Origin of the sequence: Streptomyces sp. AC558_RSS880, from assembly GCF_019049255.1 — a bacterium.
Lineage (GTDB): Bacteria > Actinomycetota > Actinomycetes > Streptomycetales > Streptomycetaceae > Streptomyces.
Map to the genome: position 1 here is coordinate 155,338 of NZ_JAGMUJ010000150.1, position 23,204 is coordinate 178,541.

The following is a 23,204-nucleotide window of genomic DNA, read 5'->3' on the forward strand; positions in this document are numbered from 1 at the left end:
CCGAACCACGATGGAAATCTATCGAGATTCGATAGGTGGAGCAAGCGGGCGGCCGTGCTACCGCACGGAGGCCGTGAGGCCTCCCCGCCGGGGCGACGTGAAGCCCTCCAGGCCGGCGCGGGACAGTCCGGACAGGCGCGCCACCTCGGCGTCGTCCAGGGCGCCGCAGTCCAGGCCGCGCAGCAGGTGTCCGGCGAGGGCCTTGGCGGTGGCGGGCTCGTCCATGACGTCGCCGCCGGCCCGGTCGACGTACCGGGCGAGACGGGCGGCGGCCTGTGCGAAGCCCTCGCGGTAGAAGGCGAAGACGGCCGCGTAGCGGGTGGGGAGGTGGCCGGGGTGCATGTCCCAGCCCTGGTAGTAGGCGCGGGCGAGGGCGCGGCGGGTGAGGCCGTAGTGCAGCCGCCAGGCGTCGTGGACCTGCGCCGTGGGTCCGACGGGCAGGACGTTGGTGGAGCCGTCCGAGAGACGTACGCCGGTGCCCGCGGCGGCGACCTGCATGACGGCCTTGGCGTGGTCGGCGGCCGGGTGGTCGCTCGCCTGGTGCGCGGCGGAGACGCCGAGGCAGGCGCTGTAGTCGAAGGTGCCGTAGTGCAGCCCGGTGGCGCGGCCCCCGGCGGCCTGGATCATGCGGGCGACGGTGGCGGTGCCGTCGGCGGCGAGGACGGCCTGGCTGGTCTCGATCTGGATCTCGAAGCCGATCCGGCCGGGTTCGAGGCCGCGCGCCTCCTCGAAGGCACCGAGGAGCCGGGCCATGGCGGTGACCTGCTCGGGATACGTGACCTTGGGCAGGGTCAGGACCAGCCCGTCGGGCAGCCCCCCGGCCTCCGCCAGACCGGTGAGGAAGATGTCGAGGGTGCGGATGCCCCGGTCGCGGACGGCGGCCTCCAGGCACTTCATGCGGATGCCCGTGTACGGGGCCGCGGTGCCGTCGCGGTACGCCTCGGCGACGATCCGGGCCGCGCGGGCCGCGGCCTCGTCCTCCTCGGCGTCGGGGCGGTTGCCGTAGCCGTCCTCGAAGTCGACGCGCAGGTCTTCGACCGGCTCGCGTTCCAGTTTGGCGCGGACGCGGTCGTACACGTCCTCGGCCAGGTCGTCGTCGAGCCCGAGGACGGCGGCGAAGGAGGCGGCGTCCGGGGCGTGTTCGTCGAGCGCGGCGAGGGCCCGGTCGCCCCAGGCGCGCACGGTGTCGGCGGCGAAGGCGTCACCGGGGACGTAGACGGTGTGGACGGGCTGGCGGGTGCCGGGGTCTCCGGGGTAGCGGCGCTCCAGCTCGGCGTCGACCGGTGCGAGGGAGGCGCCGATCTCCTCACGCACGGCGCCCGCGAGACTGGTCGCCACCCGCTCCTGCCGCTCCTGACCCATCCCACACCCTCCCAAGCTTCCGCCATACGGAATCAACAATCCGTTGAATGAAGCTATCGGGCTTCCTTCTCGCCGGTCAACACCGTCTTACGCCCCGGCCCACTCCCCCATCTCGTCATGTTCACGTCCATCTGGCATCGTTTGTCCGTGCCGACTCACAGCCGTGTCACACGCCGTCTGGGACTGAAGAGCGCGCTCGCCGCCTCCGTCGTCCTCCCGCTCTCCAGTACAGCACTGCCGCCCGGACCGGCCTCGGCGGACGAACGCCCGGAACGTCCGCTGCGGGTCATGTCGTTCAACCTGCGGTTCGCGAGCACGGCCGAGCCGAACAGCTGGGCCGCCCGCAGGCCCGTGATGCGGCAGCTGCTGCGCCGCGAGCGCCCGCACGTCCTCGGCACCCAGGAGGGCCTGTACCGGCAGCTGCGCGACATCGGGGCCGACCTGGGACCGTCGTACGACTGGATCGGCACCGGACGGGCCGGCGGCAGCCGCGACGAGTTCATGGCGGTCCTCTACGACACCCGGCGGCTCGCCCCGCTGGAGTACGACCACTTCTGGCTGTCCGACACCCCGGACGTGATCGCCTCGAACACCTGGGGCAACGCCCACATCCGCATGGTCACCTGGGTCCGCTTCCGCGATCTGCGCGCCGACGGCCGGGAGTTCTGCGTCCTCGACACCCATCTGGACAACGCGAGCCAGTACGCGCGGGAGCGGGCCGCCGCCCTCGTCGCCGAACGCGTCCGCGAACTGGCCCGCTCGCTGCCGGTGGTCGTGACGGGCGACTTCAACGCCGCCGCCCACGGCAACCCCGTGTACGACACGATGCTGGGCGCCGGGCTCGTCGACACCTGGGACGCGGCGGCCGAGCGCGGGGAGGCGTACGGGACGTTCCACGGGTACGGGCCGCTGGTGCCGGGCGGTGCCCGCATCGACTGGATCCTGGCCACGCCCGGTGTCACGGTGCACCGGGCGTCGGTGAACACGTTCGCGGCCAGCGGCCGGTTCCCCAGCGACCATCTGCCGGTCCAGGCCTGCCTGACCCTGTGACACGCCGGGGCCCCCGCGACCGGTGCGGTCGCGGGGGCCCCGGCCGGGCCTCGGGTGATCAGCCCTTGCGGGTCTTGATCTCCTCGGTCAGCTGCGGCACGACGTCGAACAGGTCGCCGACGACGCCGTAGTCGACCAGGTCGAAGATCGGGGCCTCGGCGTCCTTGTTGATGGCCACGATGGTCTTCGAGGTCTGCATGCCCGCGCGGTGCTGGATCGCGCCGGAGATGCCGGAGGCGATGTACAGCTGCGGCGAGACCGACTTGCCGGTCTGGCCGACCTGGCTGGTGTGCGGGTACCAGCCGGCGTCGACGGCGGCGCGCGAGGCACCGACGGCCGCGCCGAGCGAGTCGGCGAGCGCCTCGATGATCGCGAAGTTCTCCGCGCCGTTGACACCGCGGCCACCGGAGACCACGATCGCGGCCTCGGTCAGCTCCGGACGGCCGGTCGACTCGCGCGGCGTGCGGCCGGTGACCTTGGTGCCGGTCGCCTGGGCGGAGAAGGTCACGCTCAGGGCCTCGACCGCGCCTGCGGCCGGGGCGGCCTCCACGGCGGCCGAGTTCGGCTTCACCGTGATGACCGGGGTGCCCTTGGAGACCCGGGACTTGGTGGTGTAGGAGGCGGCGAACACCGACTGCGTGGCCACCGGGCCCTCGTCACCGGCCTCCAGGTCGACGGCGTCGGTGATGACGCCGGAGCCGAGACGCAGCGCCAGGCGGGCGGCGATCTCCTTGCCCTCGGCCGAGGAGGGGACCAGGACGGCGGCCGGGGAGACGGCCTCGTGGGCGGCCTGCAGGGCGTCGACCTTCGGCACGACCAGGTAGTCGGCGTACTCGGCGGCCTCGTGGGTGAGGACCTTCACCGCGCCGTGCTCGGCGAGCGTGGCGGCGGTGTCGGCGGCGCCGCTGCCGAGGGCGACGGCGACGGGCTCGCCGATGCGGCGGGCCAGGGTCAGCAGCTCCAGGGTGGGCTTGCGGACGGCACCGTCCACGTGGTCGACGTAGACGAGAACTTCAGCCATGGGACTTCTTCTCTCCTGCTTGCGAAGGGTGAGGGGCGGGAAGCGAGTGGAGCCTCGTAGCTCAGACGAACTTCTGGCTCGCGAGGAACTCGGCGAGCTGCTTGCCGCCCTCGCCCTCGTCCTTGACGATCGTGCCGGCGGTGCGCGCCGGACGCTCGGCCGCGGAGACGACCGTGGTGTAGGCGTTCTCGAGACCGACCTCGTCCTCGTCGATGTCGAGGTCGGACAGGTCCCAGGACTGAACCGGCTTCTTCTTCGCCGCCATGATGCCCTTGAAGGACGGGTAACGCGCCTCACCCGACTGGTCGGTGACCGACACGACGGCCGGGAGGGAGGCCTCGAGCTGCTCGGAGGCGGCGTCGCCGTCGCGGCGGCCCTTGACCGTGCCGTCCTCGACGGACACCTCGGACAGCAGGGTCACCTGCGGCACGCCCAGACGCTCCGCCAGCAGCGCCGGTACGACGCCCATGGTGCCGTCGGTGGAGGCCATGCCGGAGATCACCAGGTCGTAGCCGGCCTTCTCGATCGCCTTCGCCAGGACCAGGGAGGTGCCGATGGCGTCGGTGCCGTGCAGGTCGTCGTCCTCGACGTGGATCGCCTTGTCCGCACCCATGGACAGCGCCTTGCGCAGGGCGTCCTTGGCGTCCTCGGGACCCACCGTCAGCACGGTGATCTCCACGTCGTCGTCGGAGTTCTCCGAGATCTGCAGCGCCTGCTCGACCGCGTACTCGTCCAGTTCGGAGAGCAGACCGTCCACGTCGTCCCGGTCGACGGTCAGGTCATCGGCGAAGTGCCGGTCGCCAGTGGCGTCGGGCACGTACTTCACGGTGACAACGATCCTCAAGCTCACGCCGGCTCTCCTACTGCATCGTCATTTCTGGCTGCCTGCCTGCAGGCAGCATAGGCGCCCGAAGCGGACGGTCCCGGTCGGGGCGGCCCGCGCTCCGAACGAAATATTACTCGTCAGTACACCCAGTTCCTTCCCGCTAAGCAAGCGCTTTGAACTGTGACCTTCGCAACGCAGCGTAACCGGAACTCGACGGGCTCGCGACCAGGGGGAAGCCCGTCTCAGTCGCGCAGGCCGTTGAAGCGCCCCTGGTGGTAGAGGAGCGGACGGCCGTGGCCGGTGGGGTCGCCGAACAGGACCTCGGCGATCACGATCCGGTGGTCACCGGCGGGCACCCGGGCCACCACCTTGCACACCATCCAGGCCGGCACGTCGTCCAGGACCGGAACCCCCTCCGGCCCCTCCCGCCAGGCGGTGGCCGGACCGAAGCGGTCGGCGCCGCTGCGCGCGAAGGTCGCCGCCAGCTCCTGCTGGTGCTCCCCGAGGACGTGCACGCCGACGTGGTCGCCCGTCGCGATCGCCGGCCAGCTGGAACTCCCGGTGCCGATGCCGAAGGAGAGCATCGGAGGCTCGGCGGAGACGGAGGCGAGGGAGGTCGCGGTGAAGCCGACCGGACCGCGGCGGCCGCGCGCGGTGATCACGGCGACGCCCGCCGCGTGCCTGCGGAAGACGGAGCGCAACAGCTCGGGCGAGGCGGGCCGGGCGGTGCCCAGGTCGGACGCGGCCGTCACGGAACTGTCCTTCCGCGGGAGGTGACGAACGGGCTCGCGGCTGCTCACCGGCCCGGTCGGCGCACACGCGCGGGGCGGGCGGCGGCCGCCGGGCGGCCGGGTACCCGCCGGTGGCGAAGGAGTTCCGAAGACATGGGGTCAGGCTGACGACAAGTGGTGGGCACAGTCAAGTCGGTCCCGTGATGTGGGAGACGCCTCACCATGGGCCGGCCCTCACACCGCCTCCCCGAGCGCGGCGATCACATCGGCCCTGCGCGGCTGTCCGGTCGCGCGCCGCACGACCCGGCCGGCGGCGTCGAGGACCAGCACCGTCGGCGTCTTCACGATCTCCAGACGGCGCACGAGCTCCAGATGGGCCTCGGCGTCGATCTCCACATGGGCCACGCCCGGCACCAGCGCGGCCACCTCGGCCAGCACCCTCCGGGTCGCCCGGCAGGGCGCGCAGAAGGCACTGGAGAACTGCACCAGGGTGGCGCGCTCCCCCAGCCGGCCCTCCAGCCGGTCCACCCACCGGTCCTCCGGCCCGGCCCACGGTTCCGCCGCTCCGAGCCGTCGCCCGCCGTCCCGATCCCTCACTCGCCCGCTCCCGCCATGACTCCTCCGTCAACGGCTTCCAGCGCTCCCGGGGCCGTGGACATTCCCGGCCGGGCGCACAAAGCCCGAGGTGGCTCAAGGGTGGACGTGACGAGAATCTCGCCGCCGACGGGCGCCAGGGCTGGTTCACCGGCCGTTCTTCGGGCACCATCTGCGACAAGCCGTAAAACCTACGGCTGCGTAACTTCGACTGGGAGCTTCCTTCCCAGGCAGAGAAGGAAGGGTTCCGACCCGCCCATGGCAGACCTCGTCTACCGGCCCGTCGTCGGCTTCGCCCGCACCCTGTTCAAGGTGTGGGACCTCAAGATCGACTGCCAGGGGTCGGAGAACATACCGCGCTCGGGCGGCGCCGTGCTGGTGAGCAATCACATCAGCTATCTGGACTTCGTCTTCAACGGCCTGGCGGCGCTCCCCCAGAAGCGGCTCGTCCGTTTCATGGCGAAGGAGTCGGTCTTCCGGCACCGGATCTCCGGTCCGCTGATGCGCGGCATGAAGCACATCCCGGTGGACCGCGAGCAGGGCGAGGCGGCGTACGAGCACGCGCTGCGGTCGCTGCGGTCGGGGGAGATCGTGGGCGTCTTCCCGGAGGCGACGATCTCGCAGTCGTTCACGCTGAAGAGCTTCAAGTCGGGCGCCGCGCGCCTGGCGCAGGAGGCGGGCGTGCCGCTGATCCCGATGGCGGTGTGGGGCACGCAGCGGCTGTGGACCAAGGGCCACCCGCGCAACTTCGGGCGCAGCCACACCCCGATCACCATCCGCGTGGGAGAGGCGATCGAGGCGTCCAGGGACAAGTACGCGGGCGCGATCACCCGTCAGCTGCGCGAGCGCGTGCAGGAACTGCTGGAGGCGGCGCAGCGCGCGTACCCGGTGCGACCCAAGGACCCGGACGACACCTGGTGGATGCCGGCCCACCTCGGCGGCACGGCCCCGACCCCGGAACAGGTCCGCGAGGCCGAGGCCCGCTGACACCCACCGTCCCGGGTGCCCCGCTCTGTCGATAGGGTCCCGCCAGTGACGAGGAACCGGCGTCCCGCACGCCGGTTCCGTTCTGTCGGCTGCGTTACGGGGGCGAACGATGCGACGCTGGATCAAGGTGGCGGTGGCGGCCGCGGCGGCGGTGGGCCTGGGCGGCTGGATCGCCGCGCCCTTCGCCCAGGACTGGTGGCTGGTGCGCACGGCCTGCGACGGGGCACTGCCGGGGGACGCGGTACGACAGCTCGCGACGAAGGGGTCGCACTTCAAGGACGCCGAGTCGGTGACGCACCGGGAGCTCGGCGAGTACTGGTGCAGGCTGTCGTTCGAGGGTGACGACCTGCGCAGCGACCTGGTGCTGTGGGTGGAGGCCTACACCGGACGGGACCAGCAGGACCGGGAGTTCCTGACCGCCTTCCCGGAGGAGGGGTTCCTCCCTCAGGCGCCGGTGCTCCCGGGCCTGCCCGGCTTCATCGACCGTTTCGGTGCCGCGCAGTTCTTCCTGCCCTGCCCCGGCCTGGGGAAGGACGACGACGGCCGGCCGCACAGGCTGCTGGTGCGCACGCAGTTCGGCACGGACACCCTGTGGGGTCACCCGGTCGTCTACGAGACGGCCGTGGCGCTCGTCAACGGGGCCTCCGACCGGCTCGGTTGCGGCGCCGAGCCGCTGGCCGCTCCCGACGGTGACGCCGGGCTCGTCGAACCGGAGGAGGTTCCGAAGCCGGTTCCGCTCGCCGAGGCGGGCGACACCGGATGCGGGTGGACGACACGCGCGGGCCTCCCTGACGAGGGCGGCTGGCAGGTGGCGGACGGGACCAACGACACCGCGCCGACGGGCCATTGTCTGCTGTACGGCCGAAAGGCGGCGGACGGCGGCGACGGGCGCCGGTTGACGTTCGTCGCCTGGTACGGCGACTGGAGCAGCCGTTTCGCCACCGACCACAGGGGGCGGCCTCTCCCCCTGACCGCGACCGCCCGCTGCGCCGGCGAGGCCGCGCACTTCGCCGTCGACGGGTCGGACGAGATCCCGGGTGTGGGGCGGGACGGCAAACGGGAGCTGCTGGAGGCGTTCGCCCGCGACCAGATGGAGCGGCGGAACTGCTCCGGCCTGCTGGTGAGGTGACCGGCTGCCCGCCGGAACCCGCTCAGATGCTCATCCAGAGCCCCAGTACGTACGCGTTGTCGATGATCTGGCGCATGGCCGCCGCTCGCGCCCCGGGCACGCTCCGCGCCTCGGCCCAGGCGTCGAGCATGGCGAACAACTGGCGGCGGCCGTCGGCGAGTTCCCCGCGCAGCTGTCCGGAGACCGGGCGGTCGGCGATGTCGCCCATGGGCGGACGGGTGGTCAGGCGCCGCACGGCGGGCAGGTAGGCGCCGCGCGTGTGCCGCCGTACGGCCCGGTCGAAGGCTGCGAGGTCGGGGATCTCGCCTTTCCTGGCGTGTGCCGCGCGGTGCCTCATCAGGGAGCCGATCCGCCCGGCGATGTCCTCCAGGTCGTTGTCGGGCCAGGAGGTGGCGGTCGAGGTGGAGGCGCCACGGGGCTCTTTCCCGGGACGGAAGTCGGGGTCGCCGCCCTGGGAGGTGAGCCGTTCCAGGTAGTGGGCGAAGTACGCGCGCTCGGCGTCGTAGAGGATCGCGAACGCCTCGGGGTTCCGGGCCACTTCCTCGATGAGGCGGTCGGGATCCGCCTCCGCGTCAAGGTCGGGACGGGTGTACTCGAAGTCCGCGTGCGCCTCTTCGGGCGCGAGGAAACGGCCGTACGGGGAGTAGCCATCCTCGTCGGACGCCGCCTGCTCGGAGGTCGCGGCCGGGCCCGTGACGTCGTCGGAGGGGGAGAGGTAGCGGGCCTCGTCCACCACGTAGTCGGCCAGCATCCGCGCCAGGCCGGGAGCCATCCCGTCGGGCACCTCGGCCCAGTCCAGGGCCGCGACGACGGCGTAGGCGGCACGCGCCTGGGCCACCGTGTGCGGGGCGCCGGGGCGCGCGGCGCGGGTCGCGGCCTCCACCACGGCCCCGAGCGCCTCGGCGCCGTCGCCGCACGGACGCTCGTGCCGGACGAGCTCGCGGACGGCCGGGAAACGGGACATGTCGTCACCCGGGTCCAGGGCGCGGGTGGCGGCGGCCGGGTCCTTCGCGAGGGCGCGGGTCGAAGCCGGTACCTCCCGGCAGGGCGGGCCGTCACCGGAGTCCGCCAGGGCCAGCGGGACCGCCGTCGCGGTGGCGAGCAGCACCAGCGCCACGGCCGAGCTGAGCAGCCAGTGCCGTCTCAGCAGGGCAAGGCGCCCCGGTCGCGCGTCCGCGTCCACCTGTTCGTCCTGTCCCCCGTCACGCATGAGGGGCAGACTAACGGCCGCCCCGGGCACCCCCGCGACGGGGTGCACGGTGATGCGCGCCGGGACTGAACCTCTCCAGCGGTCCGTCGGCCGGGCCGTGGGCCCCGACGAGTCGGGGGAAGCCGGGTGCCGGGGCGCGCACCTCGTCGGACACGGCGGCGTGGAGGTCCTGGGCCGCCTCGGGTCAGAGGGCGGTGGGGAGGGTCCTCCACAGGTACGGCCGGTCGGGGGCGGCTTTGAGGGCGTTCAGCACGACCGGGTGCGGTGCAGCATGAAGGACCGGGTAGTCCGCCTCATTGGATGCCGTATCGGGGACGAAGGCCAGCCGCTCGCCGTCCAGGGAGAACCGCGCGTCCACCCCGGGCTTGTTGCCCCGGGGGTCCTGTCGGTGCCAGGCGCCGTGGAACCGTACGGCGACCAGGCCGTGCACGACGCCGAGGTTCTGGTAGCAGAGGGCGGTCGGGATGTCCTCGGCCCGCAGCAGCGCGGCCAGCGCGTGGGCCTTGGCGTAGCAGATGCCGGTGCGCTGCTCCAGGACGTCGGAGGCGCGCCAGGTGACCCGGAGATCGCCGGAGTCCTGGGAGTGCGGAATGGTGTCGCGCACGAACTCAAAGGCCGCCTGCGCATATTCATACGAGTCGGCCACCCTGGCGGCGAGGCGTGCCGCCGTCTCGCGGACCAGCGGATGATGGTGGTCGATCGCCTCATCGGCGGCCAAGTAGGCGGAGAGGTCCGGGGTTTCCTGGATCAGCTGCATGCCGCCAGAGCATAGGTATGCGACCGACCGGCAGTCAATGCATTTCCGGTCGGCCGCATATCTATGCATGCACTGCTAGCGGGCCATCTCCTCCTTGAGCGCGGCCACGAACATGTCCACGTCGTCCTCGGTGGTGTCGAAGGCGCACATCCAGCGGACGTCACCGGCCGCCTCGTCCCAGAAGTAGAAGCGGAACCGCTTCTGCAGGCGCTCGCTCACGTCGTGCGGCAGCCGCGCGAAGACCGCGTTGGCCTGCACCGGGTGGAGGATCTCCACGCCGTGCACGGCGCGCACGCCCTCGGCCAGGCGCTGGGCCATCTCGTTGGCGTGGCGGGCGTTGCGCAGCCACAGGTCGCGGGCGAGCAGGGCCTCCAGCTGCACCGAGACGAAGCGCATCTTGGACGCCAGCTGCATGGACAGCTTGCGCAGGTGCTTCAGGTGCCGGATGCCGTCCGGGTTCAGCACCACGACCGCCTCGCCGAACAGGGCGCCGTTCTTGGTGCCGCCCAGCGAGAGCAGGTCGACGCCGGCCGCGTTGGTGAAGGTGCGCAGCGGCACGTCCAGCGTGGCGGCGGCGTTGGCCAGCCGGGAGCCGTCGACGTGCACCTTCATGCCGTGCGCGTGGGCGTGCTCGCAGATGGCGCGGATCTCGTCGGGCGTGTAGACCGTGCCCAGCTCGGTGGCCTGGGCTATGGAGACCACCTGGGGCATCGCCCGGTGCTCGTCGTCCCAGCCGTACGCCTGCCGGTCGATCAGCTCGGGGGTGAGCTTGCCGTCCGGGGTGGGCACGGTGAGCAGCTTGATCCCGCCGACCCGCTCCGGCGCCCCGCCCTCGTCCACGTTGATGTGGGCGCTCTCGGCGCAGATCACCGCGCCCCAGCGGTCGGTGACCGCCTGGAGCGCGACGACGTTGGCGCCGGTGCCGTTGAACACCGGGAACGCCTCCGCGGTGGGGCCGAAGTGGCTGCGGATCACCTGCTGGAGGTTCTCGGTGTACGCGTCCTCGCCGTACGCGACCTGGTGCCCGCCGTTGGCCACGGCCAGGGCGGCGAGCACCTCCGGGTGGGCCCCGGCGTAGTTGTCGCTGGCGAAACCGCGGACGTCCGGGTCGTGATGACGACGCGCGTCGGTCCTCGGTGGGTTCACGGCTTCTCGGTCAGCCACAGACGGTTTCCGTTCACTTCCGCGGCGGGCTTGTCCCAGACGCCGACGATGGCCTCGGCCAGGTCCTTGACGTCCGTGAAGCCCGCGAACTTCGCGTTGGGGCGGTCGGCGCGCATCGCGTCGTGCACCAGCGCCTTCACCACCAGGATGGCAGCCGCCGACGTCGGCCCCCGCTCGCCCCCGGCCTTGCGGAAGTAGTCGGCCATGGCGAGCGTCCAGGCCTCGGCGGCCGCCTTGCCCGCGGCGTACGCGGCGTTGCCCGCGGTGGGCCTGGTCGCCCCGGCCGCGCTGATCAGCACGTACCGGCCGCGGTCGCTGCGCTGGAGCGCCTCGTGGAAGGCGAGCGAGGTGTGCTGCACGGTGCGCACCAGCAGCAGCTCCAGGAAGTCCCAGTCGTCCAGGCTGGTCTTGGTGAAGGTCTCGCTGCCGCGCCAGCCGCCGACGAGGTGGACCAGTCCGTCGACCCGGCCGAACTCCTTCTCGACCCGGGTGGCCCAGTCGCGGGTGGAGTCCAGGTCCAGCAGGTCGACCGTGTCACCGGTGACGGTGGCGCCGCCGTGCGCGTAGCGCGCCGCGTCGACCGCCTGCGCCAGCCGCTCCGGGTCGTTGTCGGAGCCGACGACGGTCGCCCCCGCCTCGGCCAGCCTGAGCAGTGCCGCCCGGCCCGCGGGTCCCCCCGCTCCGGCCACCGCGATCACCGCGCCGTCGAGCGCCCCGTTCCCCATGGTCCTCGCCTCCCGAGCCTGTTCCTGGTCGTCGGTGCCGTCGCTCACGCGGCGGCCCGCTCGGCGCCGTCCGCCGTGATGCCCCGGGTGGAGGCGATCACGTTCTTCAGCTTCTTGGACAGTGCCTCATAGAACATGCTCAGCGGAAACTCGTCCGGAAGCACGTCATCGACGAGTTTTCGCGGCGGCTGCGTCAGGTCGAGGGCGTCGGGGCCCTTGGCCCACCTGGAGCCCGGGTGCGGGGAGAGGTAGGTGGAGACCAGCTCGTACCCGGCGAACCAGTGGACGAGCTTGGGGCGGTCGATGCCGTCGCGGTACAGCGTCTCGATCTCGGCGCACAGCTGGTTGGTGACCTGCGGGGCGCGCTCCCAGTCGATGGAGAGCTTGTTGTCGGTCCAGCGGACGACGTCGTGCTTGTGCAGGTAGGCGAAGAGCAGCTGGCCGCCGAGGCCGTCGTAGTTGCGGACCCGCTCGCCGGTGACGGGGAAGCGGAACATCCGGTCGAAGAGCACCGCGACCTGGACGTCACGGGCCTGCGGGACGCCGTCGCCGGCGAGCTTCACGGCCTCCTTGAAGGCGGTGAGGTCGCAGCGCAGCTCCTCCAGGCCGTACATCCAGAACGGCTGGCGCTGCTTGATCATGAACGGGTCGAACGGCAGGTCGCCGTGGCTGTGGGTGCGGTCGTGGACCATGTCCCAGAGGACGAACGCCTCTTCGCAGCGCTTCTGGTCGTGCACCATCGCGGCGACGTCCTCGGGCAGTTCCAGACCCAGGATGTCCACGGCGGCCTCGGTGACGCGGCGGAAGCGGGCGGCCTCGCGGTCGCAGAAGATGCCGCCCCAGGTGAACCGCTCGGGGGCCTCGCGCACCGCGATGGTCTCCGGGAAGAGGACCGCGGAGTTGGTGTCGTAGCCCGAGGTGAAGTCCTCGAAGGTGATGCCGCAGAACAGCGGGTTGTCGTAGCGGGTGCGTTCCAGCTCGGCCAGCCAGTCGGGCCAGACCATGCGCAGCACGACCGCCTCGAGGTTGCGGTCGGGGTTGCCGTTCTGCGTGTACATCGGGAAGACGACCAGGTGCTGGAGGCCGTCCGCGCGGTTCGCGGCCGGCTGGAAGGCCAGCAGCGAGTCGAGGAAGTCGGGCACCGCGAAGCCGCCCCCGGCCCAGCGGTCCAGGTCCTCGGCGAGCGCCTCGTGGTAGGCGCGGTCGTGCGGGAGCAGCGGGGAGAGCTCCTCGACGGCGCCGATCACGGCGCGCACCGCGCGCTCGGCGTCGGCGCGGTCCGGGGCTCCGTCGGCGTCGAAGTCGATCGAGCCGTCCTTTGACTGCCAGGGCCGGATCCGCTCCACGGCATCCTTGAGCACGGGCCATGCCGGGTGCTCCACCACCCTGGTCGCCGAAGGAACCTGCCCCTCGGCACCCACCTGCACAAGAATTTCCGTCATGTCTCATCCTCCACAGGAGAACCTCGCGTATGGAGACCGTATACATATGAGGTTTCTCCCAGCAAGGGGCATCTCAAGAAATTATCCTGCCCTACCCCCACGCTCACCGCATTTTTTCCTGTGATACACCTGGGGAGCGACGTTGTCTGCGATCGAGGTTCAGCCTCTGGACGCGACGGGCACAGGCGATACGGTCCAGGAGGGCCGTAGGGACGCGGCCCCCCGCCGCCGTCGACGGAAGCGAGTCGCATCTTGAACTTCCTCACCATCGGTCACCGCGGAGTCATGGGCGTCGAACCCGAGAACACCCTCCGGTCCTTCGTCGCCGCCCAGGAGGCGGGCCTCGACGTCATCGAACTCGATCTGCATCTGAGCAAGGACGGCGCGCTCGTCGTCATGCACGACACGGAGGTGGACCGCACCACGGACGGCACGGGCGCGATCGCCGACAAGACCCTCGCCGAGCTGCGCGCCCTGGACGCCGGGCGGGGCGAGCGGATCCCCGTCTTCGAGGAGGTGCTCGACGCCGTCCGGGCGCCGCTGCAGGCCGAGATCAAGGACGTCCACGCGGCACGGGCGCTGGCCGAGGTGATGAACGGACGGGACCTGGCCGGCCGGGTCGAGGTGTCCTCGTTCCACGACGAGGCGATCGCGGAGACCGCCCGCCTGGTGCCCGGCGTCCGTACGGCGCTCATCGCCAGCCGCTACGGCCCCGACATCGTGGACCGGGCGGTCGGGGCCGGTGCCTCGACCGTCTGCCTCAACATCCGCCGGCTCACCCTGGAGACCGTGGAGCGGGCGCGGAAGGCCGAGCTGCGGATCATCGGCTGGGTGGTGAACACCCAGGACCACCTCAGACTGGTACGGGCCCTGGGGCTCGACGGCGCCACCACCGACTACCCGGAGATCAAGCGCACCGGGCGTTTCACCGCGTGAGCCGTCAGACCAGTTCCTTCACCAGCAGCTCGAACTCCAGGTCGTCCCGCTGCGGAATGCCGAAGCGCTCGTCGCCGTACGGGAAGGGCGTCATCCGTCCCGTACGGCGGTAGCCGCGCCGCTCGTACCAGGCGATCAGGTCCTCCCGCACGGAGATCACCGTCATGTGCATCTCCTCCACGCCCCAGGTCTCGCGGGCCCGGCGTTCCGCCTCCGCGATGATCGTCCTGCCGAGTCCGGCGCCCTGGAGGGCGGGGCTGACCGCGAACATCCCGAAGTAGGCGTGCGCGCCGCGGTGTTCCAGCTGGCAGCAGGCGACCACGCGGCCGCCGCGCTCCACCGCGAGCAGCCGGCTGTCCGGCGCCTTGATGACCTCCAGCACCCCCTCCGGATCGGTCCGCTGCCCCTGGAGGATGTCCGCCTCGGTGGTCCACCCGGCCCGGCTGGACTCGCCCCGGTACGCCGACTCGATCAGCGCGACGAGGACGTCCACATCGGCGTCGGTCGCGTCGCGGAAGGTCAGTGCGGTGTCGATGGCGGATTCCATGGGCACGTCTCCGGTTCGTCTGGGCGCCTTCCGGCGTGGCTCGGGCGGGAACGAGACTAACCCGGCCACTACGCTCGGCCGCATGGTGCACGTACTGAGCAGCCGCGTCCTGCTCCGCCCCACCGACCCCGACCGCTCCCGCGCCTTCTACGGGGAGCGGCTGGGCCTCGCCGTCCACCGCGAGTTCGGCACCGGCCCGGAACGCGGCACCGTCTACTTCCTCGGCGGGGGGTTCCTGGAGCTCTCGGGCCGCGCGGACCCCTCCTCGGCGGCCTCCCCGGACGTACGGCTGTGGCTCCAGGTCGAGGACATCGCGGTGGCGCACGAGGAACTGGCGGCCAAGGGCGTCGACATCGTCCGTCCCCCGGTGCGGGAGCCGTGGGGCCTGCTCGAGATGTGGATCGCGGACCCGGACGGCACACCGATCGTGCTGGTCGAGATCCCGGCCGAACACCCGCTGCGCTACCGGCCGGGCATCTGAGGGCGGCGCACGCCCGCGCCGGATGGCCGGGCCCGGAAGGCGGGCTTAGCGTGGCGAGGGGACGGAGGGAAGCGCCATGGAACAGTCCGCGCCGGTGACCGGCGGGCCCTGCTGGGCCGAGCTGGGGACCACCGATCCGGAGTCCGCCCGACGGTTCTACACGCGGTTGTTCGGCTGGCGCCCCGGGACGGACCCGCGTCAGGAGCCGGGCGGCTGCACGGTCGCGTACCTCGGTGACGCGGCGGTCGCCGCGCTGGCGCCGCTGTACCAGGAGTCACAGCCGGTGGCCTGGAACGTGTCGTTCGCGGTGACCGACGTCGAGGCCGCCCTCCGTGCGGTGGGGGCGGCGGGCGGGCAGGCGCTGCTCGGCCCGACGGACGTGTTCGACGCGGGCCGTTCCGCGGTGGCCGTCGACCCCACCGGCGCCGTCTTCCAGCTGTGGCAGGCGGACGCCTTCCCGGGCGCCGGGGTGTTCGGCGTACCCGGGTCCCTGGGCTGGGTGGAACTGATGACGCGGGCGCCGCGGCAGGCCGTGTCGTTCTACACCGGCGTGTTCGGCTGGAGCGTGGACGCCTCGCGGCGGTATCCGCAGTGGAGTGCCGGCGGAGCGGACTTCGGCGGCATGGTGACGATGGACGAGAAGTTCCCGCACGAGGTGCCGGCGCACTGGCTGCCGTACTTCGCCGTGGACGACGTGGACGACGCCGCGGTGACGACCACGACGGTGGAGGGCACGGTGCTGATGGAGCCCGTCTCGCATCCGGAGGGTCCGCGCATCGCGGTGCTCCGCGACCCGCAGGGGGCGATGTTCGGCGTGTACCGGGCGGCGGACGGGTGGTGAGCGGGGGACGGGCCCGTGGCCGTCACGCCCGCAGCGCGCCCAGGCGTCCTTCCAGCTGGCCGAGCAACTCACCGAGCAGGGCGGCGAGCTCGCCGAGTTCCGGGCCGTCCAGACCGGACAGCACGGCGGTCTCGTAGGCGAGCTGCGCGGGCAGGATGCCGTCGACCAGGTCACGTCCGGAGTCGGTGAGGCGGACGTGGGCGACCCGGCGGTCACGGGTGTCGCCGCGGCGTTCCACCAGTCCGCGTTCGGTGAGCTGCTTGAGGCGTTTGGTGACGGCGGCGCCCGAGGAGAAGGTCTCGCGGGCCAGCTCGCTGGGCGTCAGCTCGTGGCCCGTGCGGCGCAGCGCGCCCAGCAGGTCGAACTCCGGGCGGGTCAGCCCGGCGCGGCGCAGCGGGGCGTCCTCCGCCTGCTGGAGGAGGGCGGCGCAGCGGTTGATGCGGCCGATGACCTCCATGGGGCCGGTGTCGAGGCCGGGGTGGACGGCCCGCCACTGCCGGACGACGGCGGCGACGGTGTCGCCCCGCGAGCGGCCGGGCACGTCCCCGTCGGCCGTCTCCGGTCCCTCGCCGCCGGCCGCCGCTGGTCCTTCGGTCGCCGTCATGGCCGTACGTCCTCCGTGTTCGTGTTCGTGCCCGTGCCGGGGTCCGGGAGCAGGCCCTGGCGTCGTACCGTCGCCGCGAGCGTACGGTGTCCCGACTGCTCGGCGAGCACGACCCGCTCCTGGTCCGGTGCGCGCTGCCACCACTCGCCGGACGCGGCGTCGGCGGCGGCCCTCAGGTCGACCAGGGCGGCGGCGAGGCCGCGGCGGGCGGCGTCCAGGGCGGCGAGGGCGGGCCGGGGCCCGGCCAGGAGGCGCGCGGCGTGTTCGCGTGCGCGGTCGGCCGCGGTGAGCGCCCGCTCCACGCGGTCGCCCGCCCGCCGGTTGGTGACGGCCACGGCGGCGGCGAAGCCGACCAGGGCGCCGACGAGGGTGTCCACCGCGCGTTCGGTGATCAGGTCGCCGGGCCGCTGGTGGCCGGCGAACTCGGTGACGAGCAGCGCCAGCGGGGTCACGCAGACGGTGCCGAGCCAGTAGTTGCGGCCGATGAGCGCCTCGGCGCCGAAGTTGCACAGCAGGCAGCAGAGCACGAGGGCGAGCGGGCCGAGGTGGGCGACGGGGACGAGGGCGGCGAAGAGCAGCACGCCGGCGAGGTTGCCGACGACGCGCTGGACGGCCCGGTTCCAGGTGAGGGTGATGTTGGCCTGGTAGAGCGAGGCGGCGGTGACCAGGGCCCAGTAGGGGCGGCCGATGCCGAGGGCGAGGGAGGCGTAGCCGGCGAGGGCGCAGCCCAGCGCGGTGCGGACGGCGATCGGGGTGAGCGGGCCGAGCCTGGTCCACAGGGGGCGCGGCGGGGTGGCGCGCTCGGCGGCCACGCCGAGGAGTTCACCGGCGTCCGCGCGGGGGTCGTCGGTGCGCGGGACGGCACCGGTGCCGCGCAGTGCGCGGGCCCAGGCGCGCAGGCGTACGGGGTCGGCGTCGGCGGGCGCGGCGAGCGCGACCTCCGCGCGGACGACGAGCCGTTCGAGGGCGCGGCGGGTGGCGGAGGGCCGGTCGCCGGTGGAGAGCAGGGACTGCCAGGCGGCCTGTACGGCGGCGTAGGCGGCGGCGCGGGCCCCTGTGTGACCGTCGCCGGTGCCGCCGGTCCCGGCGTACGCGGCGGCGGCGTTCAGCGCCTGGGCGGTGGCGCGGCGCTCGGGGCCGTGCGGCCGCAGCGGTGCGGGCGCCATGCCCACCAGATAGGCCCAGACACCGGCCGCGGCGGCGAGCGCGAGATGGCCGGGGACCTGTCCGAGGGTCTGCGGCACGAACAGCGCGGCGGAGCTGACGAAGGTGAGGATCACATGGCCGGGCGGGCCGACGCGGGTGGCGTCGCACAGCGCCTTCTGCACGGCGGCCAGGACGGCGCCGACGGTGACCAGGACCACGGCGTTCCCGGTGAGGGAGGCGGCGACCAGGGAGACGGCGAGGCCGCCGAGCATGCCGAGCACCACCCACGCCAGCACCCTGGCCCGGGCGGCGTACGGGCGGTTGTGGGCGTAGAGGGCGCACAGGGACCCCGCCATGGTGTACATCGCGAGGTCGAGCCGGCCGAGGGCCACCAGGAGCAGGCTGGGCGGTGCGACCGCGGCGACCACGCTGAGGGCCGGCTTGAACCAGATGTCGGAGGGCCGCCCGAGGCGCAGCGCGGCGGCGAACGGGAGGCGCCGGGCCGCCCGCGGAGCGGTGGGGACGGGGGTGGGGGGAGTACTGCTCATGAAGAGCAAGATTAACAGGTGTTTTACTCGTGAAACATATGTGCCGGGCTGCCGCACTCCCCCGGGCGCTCCCCCCGCACTCCCGTGCGCTCGGGTGTCCGCCGCCGGGACCGGGCATGCCATGACCGACCGTCGAGCGGGCCGAGGGGGAGGTTCGGGTGCACGGACCGGCGTCGTCCGGCTGGCTGCTGGTCGCGCTCTGCGCGGCGACCGGCGCCTACTGTCTGCTGCGCATGCGCAGCCATGTGGTGGAGCAGCGCCGCGCCGCGGGCGGCGAGGCGCTCATGGGCTTCGGCATGGCCGTGATGGCCGTGCCCGCGGCGGTGTTCACCCCGCCGGCCTGGGCCTGGGCGGCCCTCGCGGTGGTGTTCGGCGCGGCCGGGCTGCACGCGCTGTGGGCGGCCCGCACCGGCGCGTGCCACCTGCACCATCTGATCGGGGCCGGGGCGATGGTGTACATGGCGGCGACCATGGCCGCCGCCACCGGGCAGGGGCACGGGCACGGCGGCTCGGGCACACCCCTGCTGACCGGGGCCCTGCTGCTCTACTTCGTCGCGTACGTGCTCGCCACCGGCGTACGACTGGTGCCCGTGGCCGCCGTGGCGGGGGACGGCCGGGGCGCGGGATGGGGCGACCGGCCGGAGCTGGCGCGGGCCTGCCGACTGTCCATGGGGATCGCGATGGTGGCGATGCTGCTGATGATGTGAGGGTGGGACACACAATGCCGCGGCGGCCGTACGGGACCGTTGCCTGCGTCACTTCGGTCCGTCCGTCCGTGTCCCCGGGCGGCCCGCGCTCATAGGCTGGGCGCATGATCCTCCCCGCGGCCCTGCTGCTGCTCGGCGTCCTGACCGCTGTCATGGGTCCCCGGCTGCTCGCCCGGGCCGACTGGCCGGACCGTGAACCGGTGGTGGCGCTGTGGGCGTGGCAGTGCGTGATCGCGGCGGTGCTGCTGTGCTGCGCGCTGTCGATGACGTTCAGCGCGGCGGCCGCCTGGCGGGCGGTGGGTGGCCATGTGTTCGCCACCGCACCTCGCGCGGTCGTGGAGGCGTACGCGCTCGGTACGGCCGGACTCTGGGCGCAGACCACCGCGGTGGCACTGGCGTGCGGCGGGCTGTGGAGCGCGGCGATGCTGGTCCGGGAGGTCGTACGGGCCCGCGCCCGGCGCCGGACGCGCCGCGCCGAACTGCGGTTGCGGGCCCCGCTGCTGCCCGGGGAGCAGCCGGGCTCCGACCGGCTCGTGGTCCTGGAGGGCGAGCGGCCCGACGCCTGGTGGCTGCCCGGCACCCCGCCCCGGCTGGTCGTCACCACGGCCGCGTTGCGCCGGCTGAAGGGCAGGCAGCTGGACGCCGTGCTCGCCCACGAGCGGGGGCACGCGCAGGCCCGGCACGACTGGCTGCGGCACTGCTCCTCCGCGCTGGCGGGCGGCTTCCCGCAGGTGCCGGTGTTCGCGGCGTTCCGCGACGAGATGCACCGGCTGGTCGAACTCGCCGCCGACGACATGGCGTCCCGCCGGTTCGGTCGGCTGACCACGGCCCTCGCGCTGGTGGAACTCAACGAGCACCGCGGCGTGTTCGGCCCCTGCCCGGCCCCGCAGGCCCACGTCCCGGCCCGGGTGCGCCGGCTGCTCACTCCCCCGGACCGGCTCACCGCGGGACGCCGGCTGCGGCTCACGGCGGTGGCGTCGCTGGTTCCGGTGTTCCCGGTACTGGTGGCGTTCGTACCGGGGCTGCGGGCGCTCGGCTAGCCCACCGCCGGCCGCGCCCCGCCTTCCACGAACAGCCGCGCCGCATGCCCCGTCGCTTCCGCGGGCAGTCGTGCCTCCCCCCGTGCCTGAACGGCCTGGGAGGTACCCCCAGGGCGGCACGGGTGGGCGGTGGGGGTACCTCCCGCTCGAGCGGAGCCGAGAGTGGGGGAGGCACCCCGCAAGCGCCGGGCAGCGCAGCCCCACCCCGACCCACACCAACGCCGGACACCACGCAAGCGTCCCCCGGCCAGCGCGAGCCCGGAAGAGGCCTGCGGAAGCGGGTACTGGCCCCGGACACCGGCGCTCGGAGAGGATCGCCTCATGCACACCCCCCACACCGAATCCCCGCCCAGGCCACCGGCGCACCGCCCGGCCACCCTGTCCACCGGAGTGCTCGCGCTGTGCTCGGTACTGCTGCTGACGCTCGTCGGCGTCGAGTGGCGCCCGCTGCTCGAGCTGGACGCCGACATCGCCCGGACCACTCACCGCTGGGCGGTCGAGGAGCGGGGGCTGACGCAGACGTCCCGCATCCTGACGGACTGGGTCTGGGACCCCTGGACGATGCGGGTGCTGTGCGGTGTGGCGGCGGCGCTGCTCGCCTGGCGGTACGCGGCCCCCTGGTCGGCGCTCTGGCTGGTGCTCACGGTCGCCGTCGCGACGGCGGTGCAGCAGGGGCTGAAGGCCGCGCTGGACCGCGCCCGCCCGGTCTGGCCCGACCCGGTGGACTCCGCGCACTACGCGGCGTTCCCGTCGGGGCACGCCATGACCGCGACGGTCGTCTGCGGTCTGCTGCTGTGGCTGCTGCACCGTCACGGTGTGGGCCGCGTCCTGTGGCGCACGGCGCTGGCCGTGGCGGTCCTCTCGGTGACCGGCGTCGGTCTCACCCGGGTCTGGCTCGGCGTCCACTGGCCCACGGACGTCCTGGGCGGCTGGCTGACCGGCGCCCTGGTGGTGGCGGCGGCCGTGACGGTCCACCGGCGGCGGTGTCCGGCGCGCCGGTGAGTCGGGCCCCCGAGTCGGCGGCCCGGAGCCGCTTCCACCGCGAACGGGACCGTTCACTTCGGACGATCCCCCGCGTCGCCCGAAGTGAACGGCACCCCGACAAGGCCCGCCAGGGGGCCTCACCGGATGCGCTGAGTATAGTTGGCTGGCAGCCAGTCAACGCAGGAGTCCAGCATGTCCCCGCGCAGCGCCCTGGTCAATGAAGAGTTGCGGAGGCGTTCGAAGGAACGGCTTCTGCACGCCGCCGTGGAGTTGGTCGACGAGCACGGGTACGAGGCGACGACGCTGGGCGACATCGCCGACCGGGCGGGCTCCGCACGGGGCCTGGTGTCGTACTACTTCCCGGGAAAGCGCCAGCTCGTGCAGTCCGCCGTGCACCGGCTGATGCACCGCACCCTGGAGGAGGCCCTGGAGCGGGAGCCGCACACCGAGGACGGCCGGGAGCGGATGGCACGGGCCATCGACGCGATCCTGGGCCTGGCGCGGGACCGGCCGCTCCTGATGCGCCAGCACATGGCCGGACTGCTGCAGGCCGAGGGTTTCCTGCCCTGCCCCGAGCAACGGCGGCTGGCGGAGCTGCTGAGCGACACCGTCGCCCGGCACGGCTCCCCCGACGTCGACGCGGACTACCCGATGCTGCGCGCCCTGCTGATGGGCGCCGTGTACGCGGCCCTGGTGCCGGGCGCGCCCATGCCGGTCCCGGTACTGCGCGCGGAGCTGTTCAAGCGCTACCGGCTCGACTGGGAGATGGGCGTCCCGCCGGACACCGAGGTGCCCGGCGGGACGTGCCGGAAGGACCGGACGGACATGGCCCGGTTCTTCGCGACGGAGCCGGACGCTCAGTCGAAGTAGTCCGGCTGGGTCTGCACGTTGAGCTCACGCAGCTGGACCCAGCGGGCCGGGTCCGTGCGCCGGTCGTCGATCTTCAGGACGTCGAAGCCCTTGGCCATGTCGTTCGAGTAGATGTAGCCGTTGTAGTAGTACGCCGACCAGGAGCCGCCGGTGACGAGCTGGTCCGTGGACAGCGGACCGCGCTCGAAGTAGGCGATCTCCTTCGGCTTCGAGGAGTCGGTGAAGTCCCAGACGGAGACGCCGCCCTGGTACCAGGCCTGGACCATCAGGTCCTTGCCCTTGACCGGGATCAGCGAGCCGTTGTGGGCCACGCAGTTCTCGGTGTCCGCCTGGTGGCGGGGGATCTTGAAGTAGCTGCGGAAGACCAGCTTCTGCCGGTCGCCCTTGCCGACGATGTCGTAGATGCCGTCCGCGCCGCGGTTCGGGCCGATCTCCGCGTTGCAGGTGGCGCCGCCACCGCCGCCCAGCTCGTCGGTGAAGACGACCTTGTTCGCCTTCTGGTTGAAGGTCGCCGAGTGCCAGAACGCGAAGTTGACGTTGTCCTGCACCCGGTCGATCACCTTGGGCCGCTCGGGGTCCTTGATGGAGAACAGGATGCCGTCGCCCATGCAGGCACCGGCGGCCAGGTCCTTCGACGGCAGCACGGTGATGTCGTGGCAGCCGGTGGTCTTGGAGACGCCCGGGTTGGTGGGCCCGCCGGGGTTGCCGCCGCCGTCCGGTCCCTCACCCGGGAACAGCACCGGGAAGCCGACCAGCGCCGCCTTGTGCGGGGCCTTGCGCGGCACCTTGATCACCGAGATGCCGTCGTGCGGCGGCTGGCAGTCGGGGTAGGCCGCGTTCGGCGAGTACGACGAGACGTAGACGTAGACGTTCTTGCGCTCGGGCACCAGCGTGTGGGTGTGCGAGCCGCAGGCGGTCTCGACGGCGGCGACGTAGCGCGGGTTGCGCTTGTCGCTGATGTCGAAGACCTTCATGCCCTCCCACGAGGACTTCTCGGTCGCCGGCTGCGTGGTGCTGTTGCAACTGCTGTCGCTGCGCGAGGAGTCGGTGGACAGGAACAGCAGGTCGCCGGAGACGGAGATGTCGTTCTGCGAGCCGGGGCACAGCACCTGGGCCACCGTCTTCGGCGCCTTCGGGTCGCTGATGTCGAAGATGCGGAAGCCGTCGTAGTTGCCGGCGAAGGCGTACCGGCCCTGGAAGGCCAGGTCCGAATTGGTGCCGGGCAGCGCGTCCTTGGGGATGTTGGCCACGTGCCGGATGTTGTCGGAGTGGACGATCTCGTCCTGGGCGGGTATCTCGCCGCTCTGGATGGCCGCGCGCGCCTCGGCCTTGTCGCTGCGCGAGACCTCCTTCTCGGCGGCCGGCGAGTCCCCGGGGTCGGGGATCGCCACGGCCGGCGCGGCGGTGAGCAGCGCGGCCAGCAGCCCACCGGCCGCCGCGGCAACACCCAGGCGTCTGCGCCGGGTTCGGGAAACGCTCAACAGGATCACTGTTTTCCTCCC

General features: G+C 72.7%; 24 protein-coding genes. 10 read left to right on the forward strand and 14 right to left on the reverse strand.

Features of this window, described 5'->3' with window-relative positions:
* Positions 1-57: 57 nt before the first annotated feature.
* Positions 58-1,362 (reverse strand): aldolase/citrate lyase family protein, encoded by a 1,305-nt coding sequence (locus KUM38_RS33845; RefSeq protein ID WP_217135224.1) that lies wholly within the window; start codon positions 1,360-1,362, stop codon positions 58-60.
* 147 nt (positions 1,363-1,509) lie between these two features.
* Between KUM38_RS33845 and KUM38_RS33850 the strand changes: the two genes are divergently transcribed.
* On the forward strand, positions 1,510-2,412 hold the full coding sequence (locus KUM38_RS33850) for an endonuclease/exonuclease/phosphatase family protein (protein ID WP_217135225.1): 903 nt from the start codon (positions 1,510-1,512) through the stop codon (positions 2,410-2,412).
* Positions 2,413-2,470: 58 nt separating this feature from the next.
* On the opposite strand, the gene KUM38_RS33855 is transcribed toward KUM38_RS33850, so the two are convergent.
* From KUM38_RS33855 to KUM38_RS33870, 4 genes are all read right to left on the reverse strand, one after another.
* The gene (locus KUM38_RS33855; RefSeq protein WP_217135226.1) at positions 2,471-3,433 is read right to left on the reverse strand and encodes an electron transfer flavoprotein subunit alpha/FixB family protein; all 963 of its coding nucleotides are present in this window, start codon (positions 3,431-3,433) and stop codon (positions 2,471-2,473) included.
* Positions 3,434-3,494: 61 nt separating this feature from the next.
* Positions 3,495-4,283 carry an electron transfer flavoprotein subunit beta/FixA family protein gene (locus KUM38_RS33860; RefSeq protein ID WP_217135227.1) on the reverse strand — a complete coding sequence of 263 codons (789 nt, stop codon included), beginning with the start codon at positions 4,281-4,283 and terminating at the stop codon, positions 3,495-3,497.
* A gap of 218 nt (positions 4,284-4,501) precedes the next feature.
* The gene (locus tag KUM38_RS33865) at positions 4,502-5,011 is read right to left on the reverse strand and encodes a flavin reductase family protein (protein ID WP_217135228.1); all 510 of its coding nucleotides are present in this window, start codon (positions 5,009-5,011) and stop codon (positions 4,502-4,504) included.
* A 213-nt stretch (positions 5,012-5,224) separates the two neighbouring features.
* Complete coding sequence (locus KUM38_RS33870; protein ID WP_217135229.1) at positions 5,225-5,587, reverse strand: thioredoxin family protein; 363 nt, start codon at positions 5,585-5,587, stop codon at positions 5,225-5,227.
* A gap of 255 nt (positions 5,588-5,842) precedes the next feature.
* Here KUM38_RS33870 and KUM38_RS33875 point away from each other — a divergent pair, with 255 nt between their 5' ends.
* Both KUM38_RS33875 and KUM38_RS33880 read left to right on the forward strand, forming a co-directional pair.
* Complete coding sequence (locus KUM38_RS33875) at positions 5,843-6,571, forward strand: 1-acyl-sn-glycerol-3-phosphate acyltransferase (protein ID WP_217135230.1); 729 nt, start codon at positions 5,843-5,845, stop codon at positions 6,569-6,571.
* A 109-nt stretch (positions 6,572-6,680) separates the two neighbouring features.
* Positions 6,681-7,700 carry a hypothetical protein gene (locus KUM38_RS33880; RefSeq protein ID WP_217135233.1) on the forward strand — a complete coding sequence of 340 codons (1,020 nt, stop codon included), beginning with the start codon at positions 6,681-6,683 and terminating at the stop codon, positions 7,698-7,700.
* Positions 7,701-7,722: 22 nt separating this feature from the next.
* Here the strand turns inward: KUM38_RS33880 and KUM38_RS33885 are convergent, their stop codons facing one another.
* The 5 genes from KUM38_RS33885 to KUM38_RS33905 form a co-directional block, all read right to left on the reverse strand.
* Positions 7,723-8,910: a hypothetical protein gene (locus KUM38_RS33885; protein WP_217135234.1), complete on the reverse strand. Its 1,188-nt coding sequence runs from the start codon at positions 8,908-8,910 to the stop codon at positions 7,723-7,725.
* Positions 8,911-9,094: 184 nt separating this feature from the next.
* Entirely contained in the window at positions 9,095-9,667 is a 573-nt protein-coding gene (locus KUM38_RS33890; protein WP_217135236.1) for a transglutaminase domain-containing protein, read from the reverse strand.
* 75 nt (positions 9,668-9,742) lie between these two features.
* Positions 9,743-10,813, reverse strand: a complete 1,071-nt coding sequence (locus KUM38_RS33895) for a low specificity L-threonine aldolase (RefSeq protein WP_217135238.1) — start codon at positions 10,811-10,813, stop codon at positions 9,743-9,745.
* Complete coding sequence (locus tag KUM38_RS33900) at positions 10,810-11,556, reverse strand: SDR family NAD(P)-dependent oxidoreductase (protein WP_217135637.1); 747 nt, start codon at positions 11,554-11,556, stop codon at positions 10,810-10,812. The genes KUM38_RS33895 and KUM38_RS33900 overlap by 4 nt, the downstream gene beginning before the upstream one ends.
* Positions 11,557-11,600: 44 nt before the next feature.
* Positions 11,601-12,998: a DUF6421 family protein gene (locus tag KUM38_RS33905; RefSeq protein WP_217135240.1), complete on the reverse strand. Its 1,398-nt coding sequence runs from the start codon at positions 12,996-12,998 to the stop codon at positions 11,601-11,603.
* A 252-nt stretch (positions 12,999-13,250) separates the two neighbouring features.
* On the opposite strand from KUM38_RS33905, the gene KUM38_RS33910 reads away from it, so the two are divergent.
* Complete coding sequence (locus tag KUM38_RS33910) at positions 13,251-13,934, forward strand: glycerophosphodiester phosphodiesterase family protein (protein ID WP_217135242.1); 684 nt, start codon at positions 13,251-13,253, stop codon at positions 13,932-13,934.
* Between the two features lie 4 nt (positions 13,935-13,938).
* Here the strand turns inward: KUM38_RS33910 and KUM38_RS33915 are convergent, their stop codons facing one another.
* Positions 13,939-14,481 carry a GNAT family N-acetyltransferase gene (locus KUM38_RS33915; protein WP_217135244.1) on the reverse strand — a complete coding sequence of 181 codons (543 nt, stop codon included), beginning with the start codon at positions 14,479-14,481 and terminating at the stop codon, positions 13,939-13,941.
* Between the two features lie 82 nt (positions 14,482-14,563).
* Between KUM38_RS33915 and KUM38_RS33920 the strand changes: the two genes are divergently transcribed.
* The gene (locus tag KUM38_RS33920; protein ID WP_217135246.1) at positions 14,564-14,962 is read left to right on the forward strand and encodes a VOC family protein; all 399 of its coding nucleotides are present in this window, start codon (positions 14,564-14,566) and stop codon (positions 14,960-14,962) included.
* A 76-nt stretch (positions 14,963-15,038) separates the two neighbouring features.
* Positions 15,039-15,803 carry a VOC family protein gene (locus tag KUM38_RS33925; protein ID WP_217135248.1) on the forward strand — a complete coding sequence of 255 codons (765 nt, stop codon included), beginning with the start codon at positions 15,039-15,041 and terminating at the stop codon, positions 15,801-15,803.
* A gap of 22 nt (positions 15,804-15,825) precedes the next feature.
* On the opposite strand, the gene KUM38_RS33930 is transcribed toward KUM38_RS33925, so the two are convergent.
* A complete protein-coding gene (locus tag KUM38_RS33930) occupies positions 15,826-16,407 on the reverse strand; it encodes a MarR family winged helix-turn-helix transcriptional regulator (RefSeq protein ID WP_217135250.1) in 582 nt (193 codons plus the stop codon).
* A complete protein-coding gene (locus tag KUM38_RS33935; protein WP_217135252.1) occupies positions 16,404-18,101 on the reverse strand; it encodes an FUSC family protein in 1,698 nt (565 codons plus the stop codon). The genes KUM38_RS33930 and KUM38_RS33935 overlap by 4 nt, the downstream gene beginning before the upstream one ends.
* 158 nt (positions 18,102-18,259) lie before the next feature.
* On the opposite strand from KUM38_RS33935, the gene KUM38_RS33940 reads away from it, so the two are divergent.
* From KUM38_RS33940 to KUM38_RS33955, 4 genes are all read left to right on the forward strand, one after another.
* Entirely contained in the window at positions 18,260-18,808 is a 549-nt protein-coding gene (locus KUM38_RS33940) for a DUF5134 domain-containing protein (protein ID WP_217135254.1), read from the forward strand.
* Between the two features lie 104 nt (positions 18,809-18,912).
* Positions 18,913-19,848: a M56 family metallopeptidase gene (locus tag KUM38_RS33945; protein ID WP_217135256.1), complete on the forward strand. Its 936-nt coding sequence runs from the start codon at positions 18,913-18,915 to the stop codon at positions 19,846-19,848.
* 321 nt (positions 19,849-20,169) lie between these two features.
* A complete protein-coding gene (locus KUM38_RS33950; protein ID WP_217135258.1) occupies positions 20,170-20,850 on the forward strand; it encodes a phosphatase PAP2 family protein in 681 nt (226 codons plus the stop codon).
* Positions 20,851-21,024: 174 nt separating this feature from the next.
* A complete protein-coding gene (locus KUM38_RS33955; RefSeq protein WP_217135260.1) occupies positions 21,025-21,702 on the forward strand; it encodes a TetR/AcrR family transcriptional regulator in 678 nt (225 codons plus the stop codon).
* Here the strand turns inward: KUM38_RS33955 and KUM38_RS33960 are convergent.
* Positions 21,690-23,192 (reverse strand): LVIVD repeat-containing protein, encoded by a 1,503-nt coding sequence (locus KUM38_RS33960; RefSeq protein ID WP_217135261.1) that lies wholly within the window; start codon positions 23,190-23,192, stop codon positions 21,690-21,692. The genes KUM38_RS33955 and KUM38_RS33960 overlap by 13 nt on opposite strands.
* Positions 23,193-23,204: the final 12 nt, after the last annotated feature.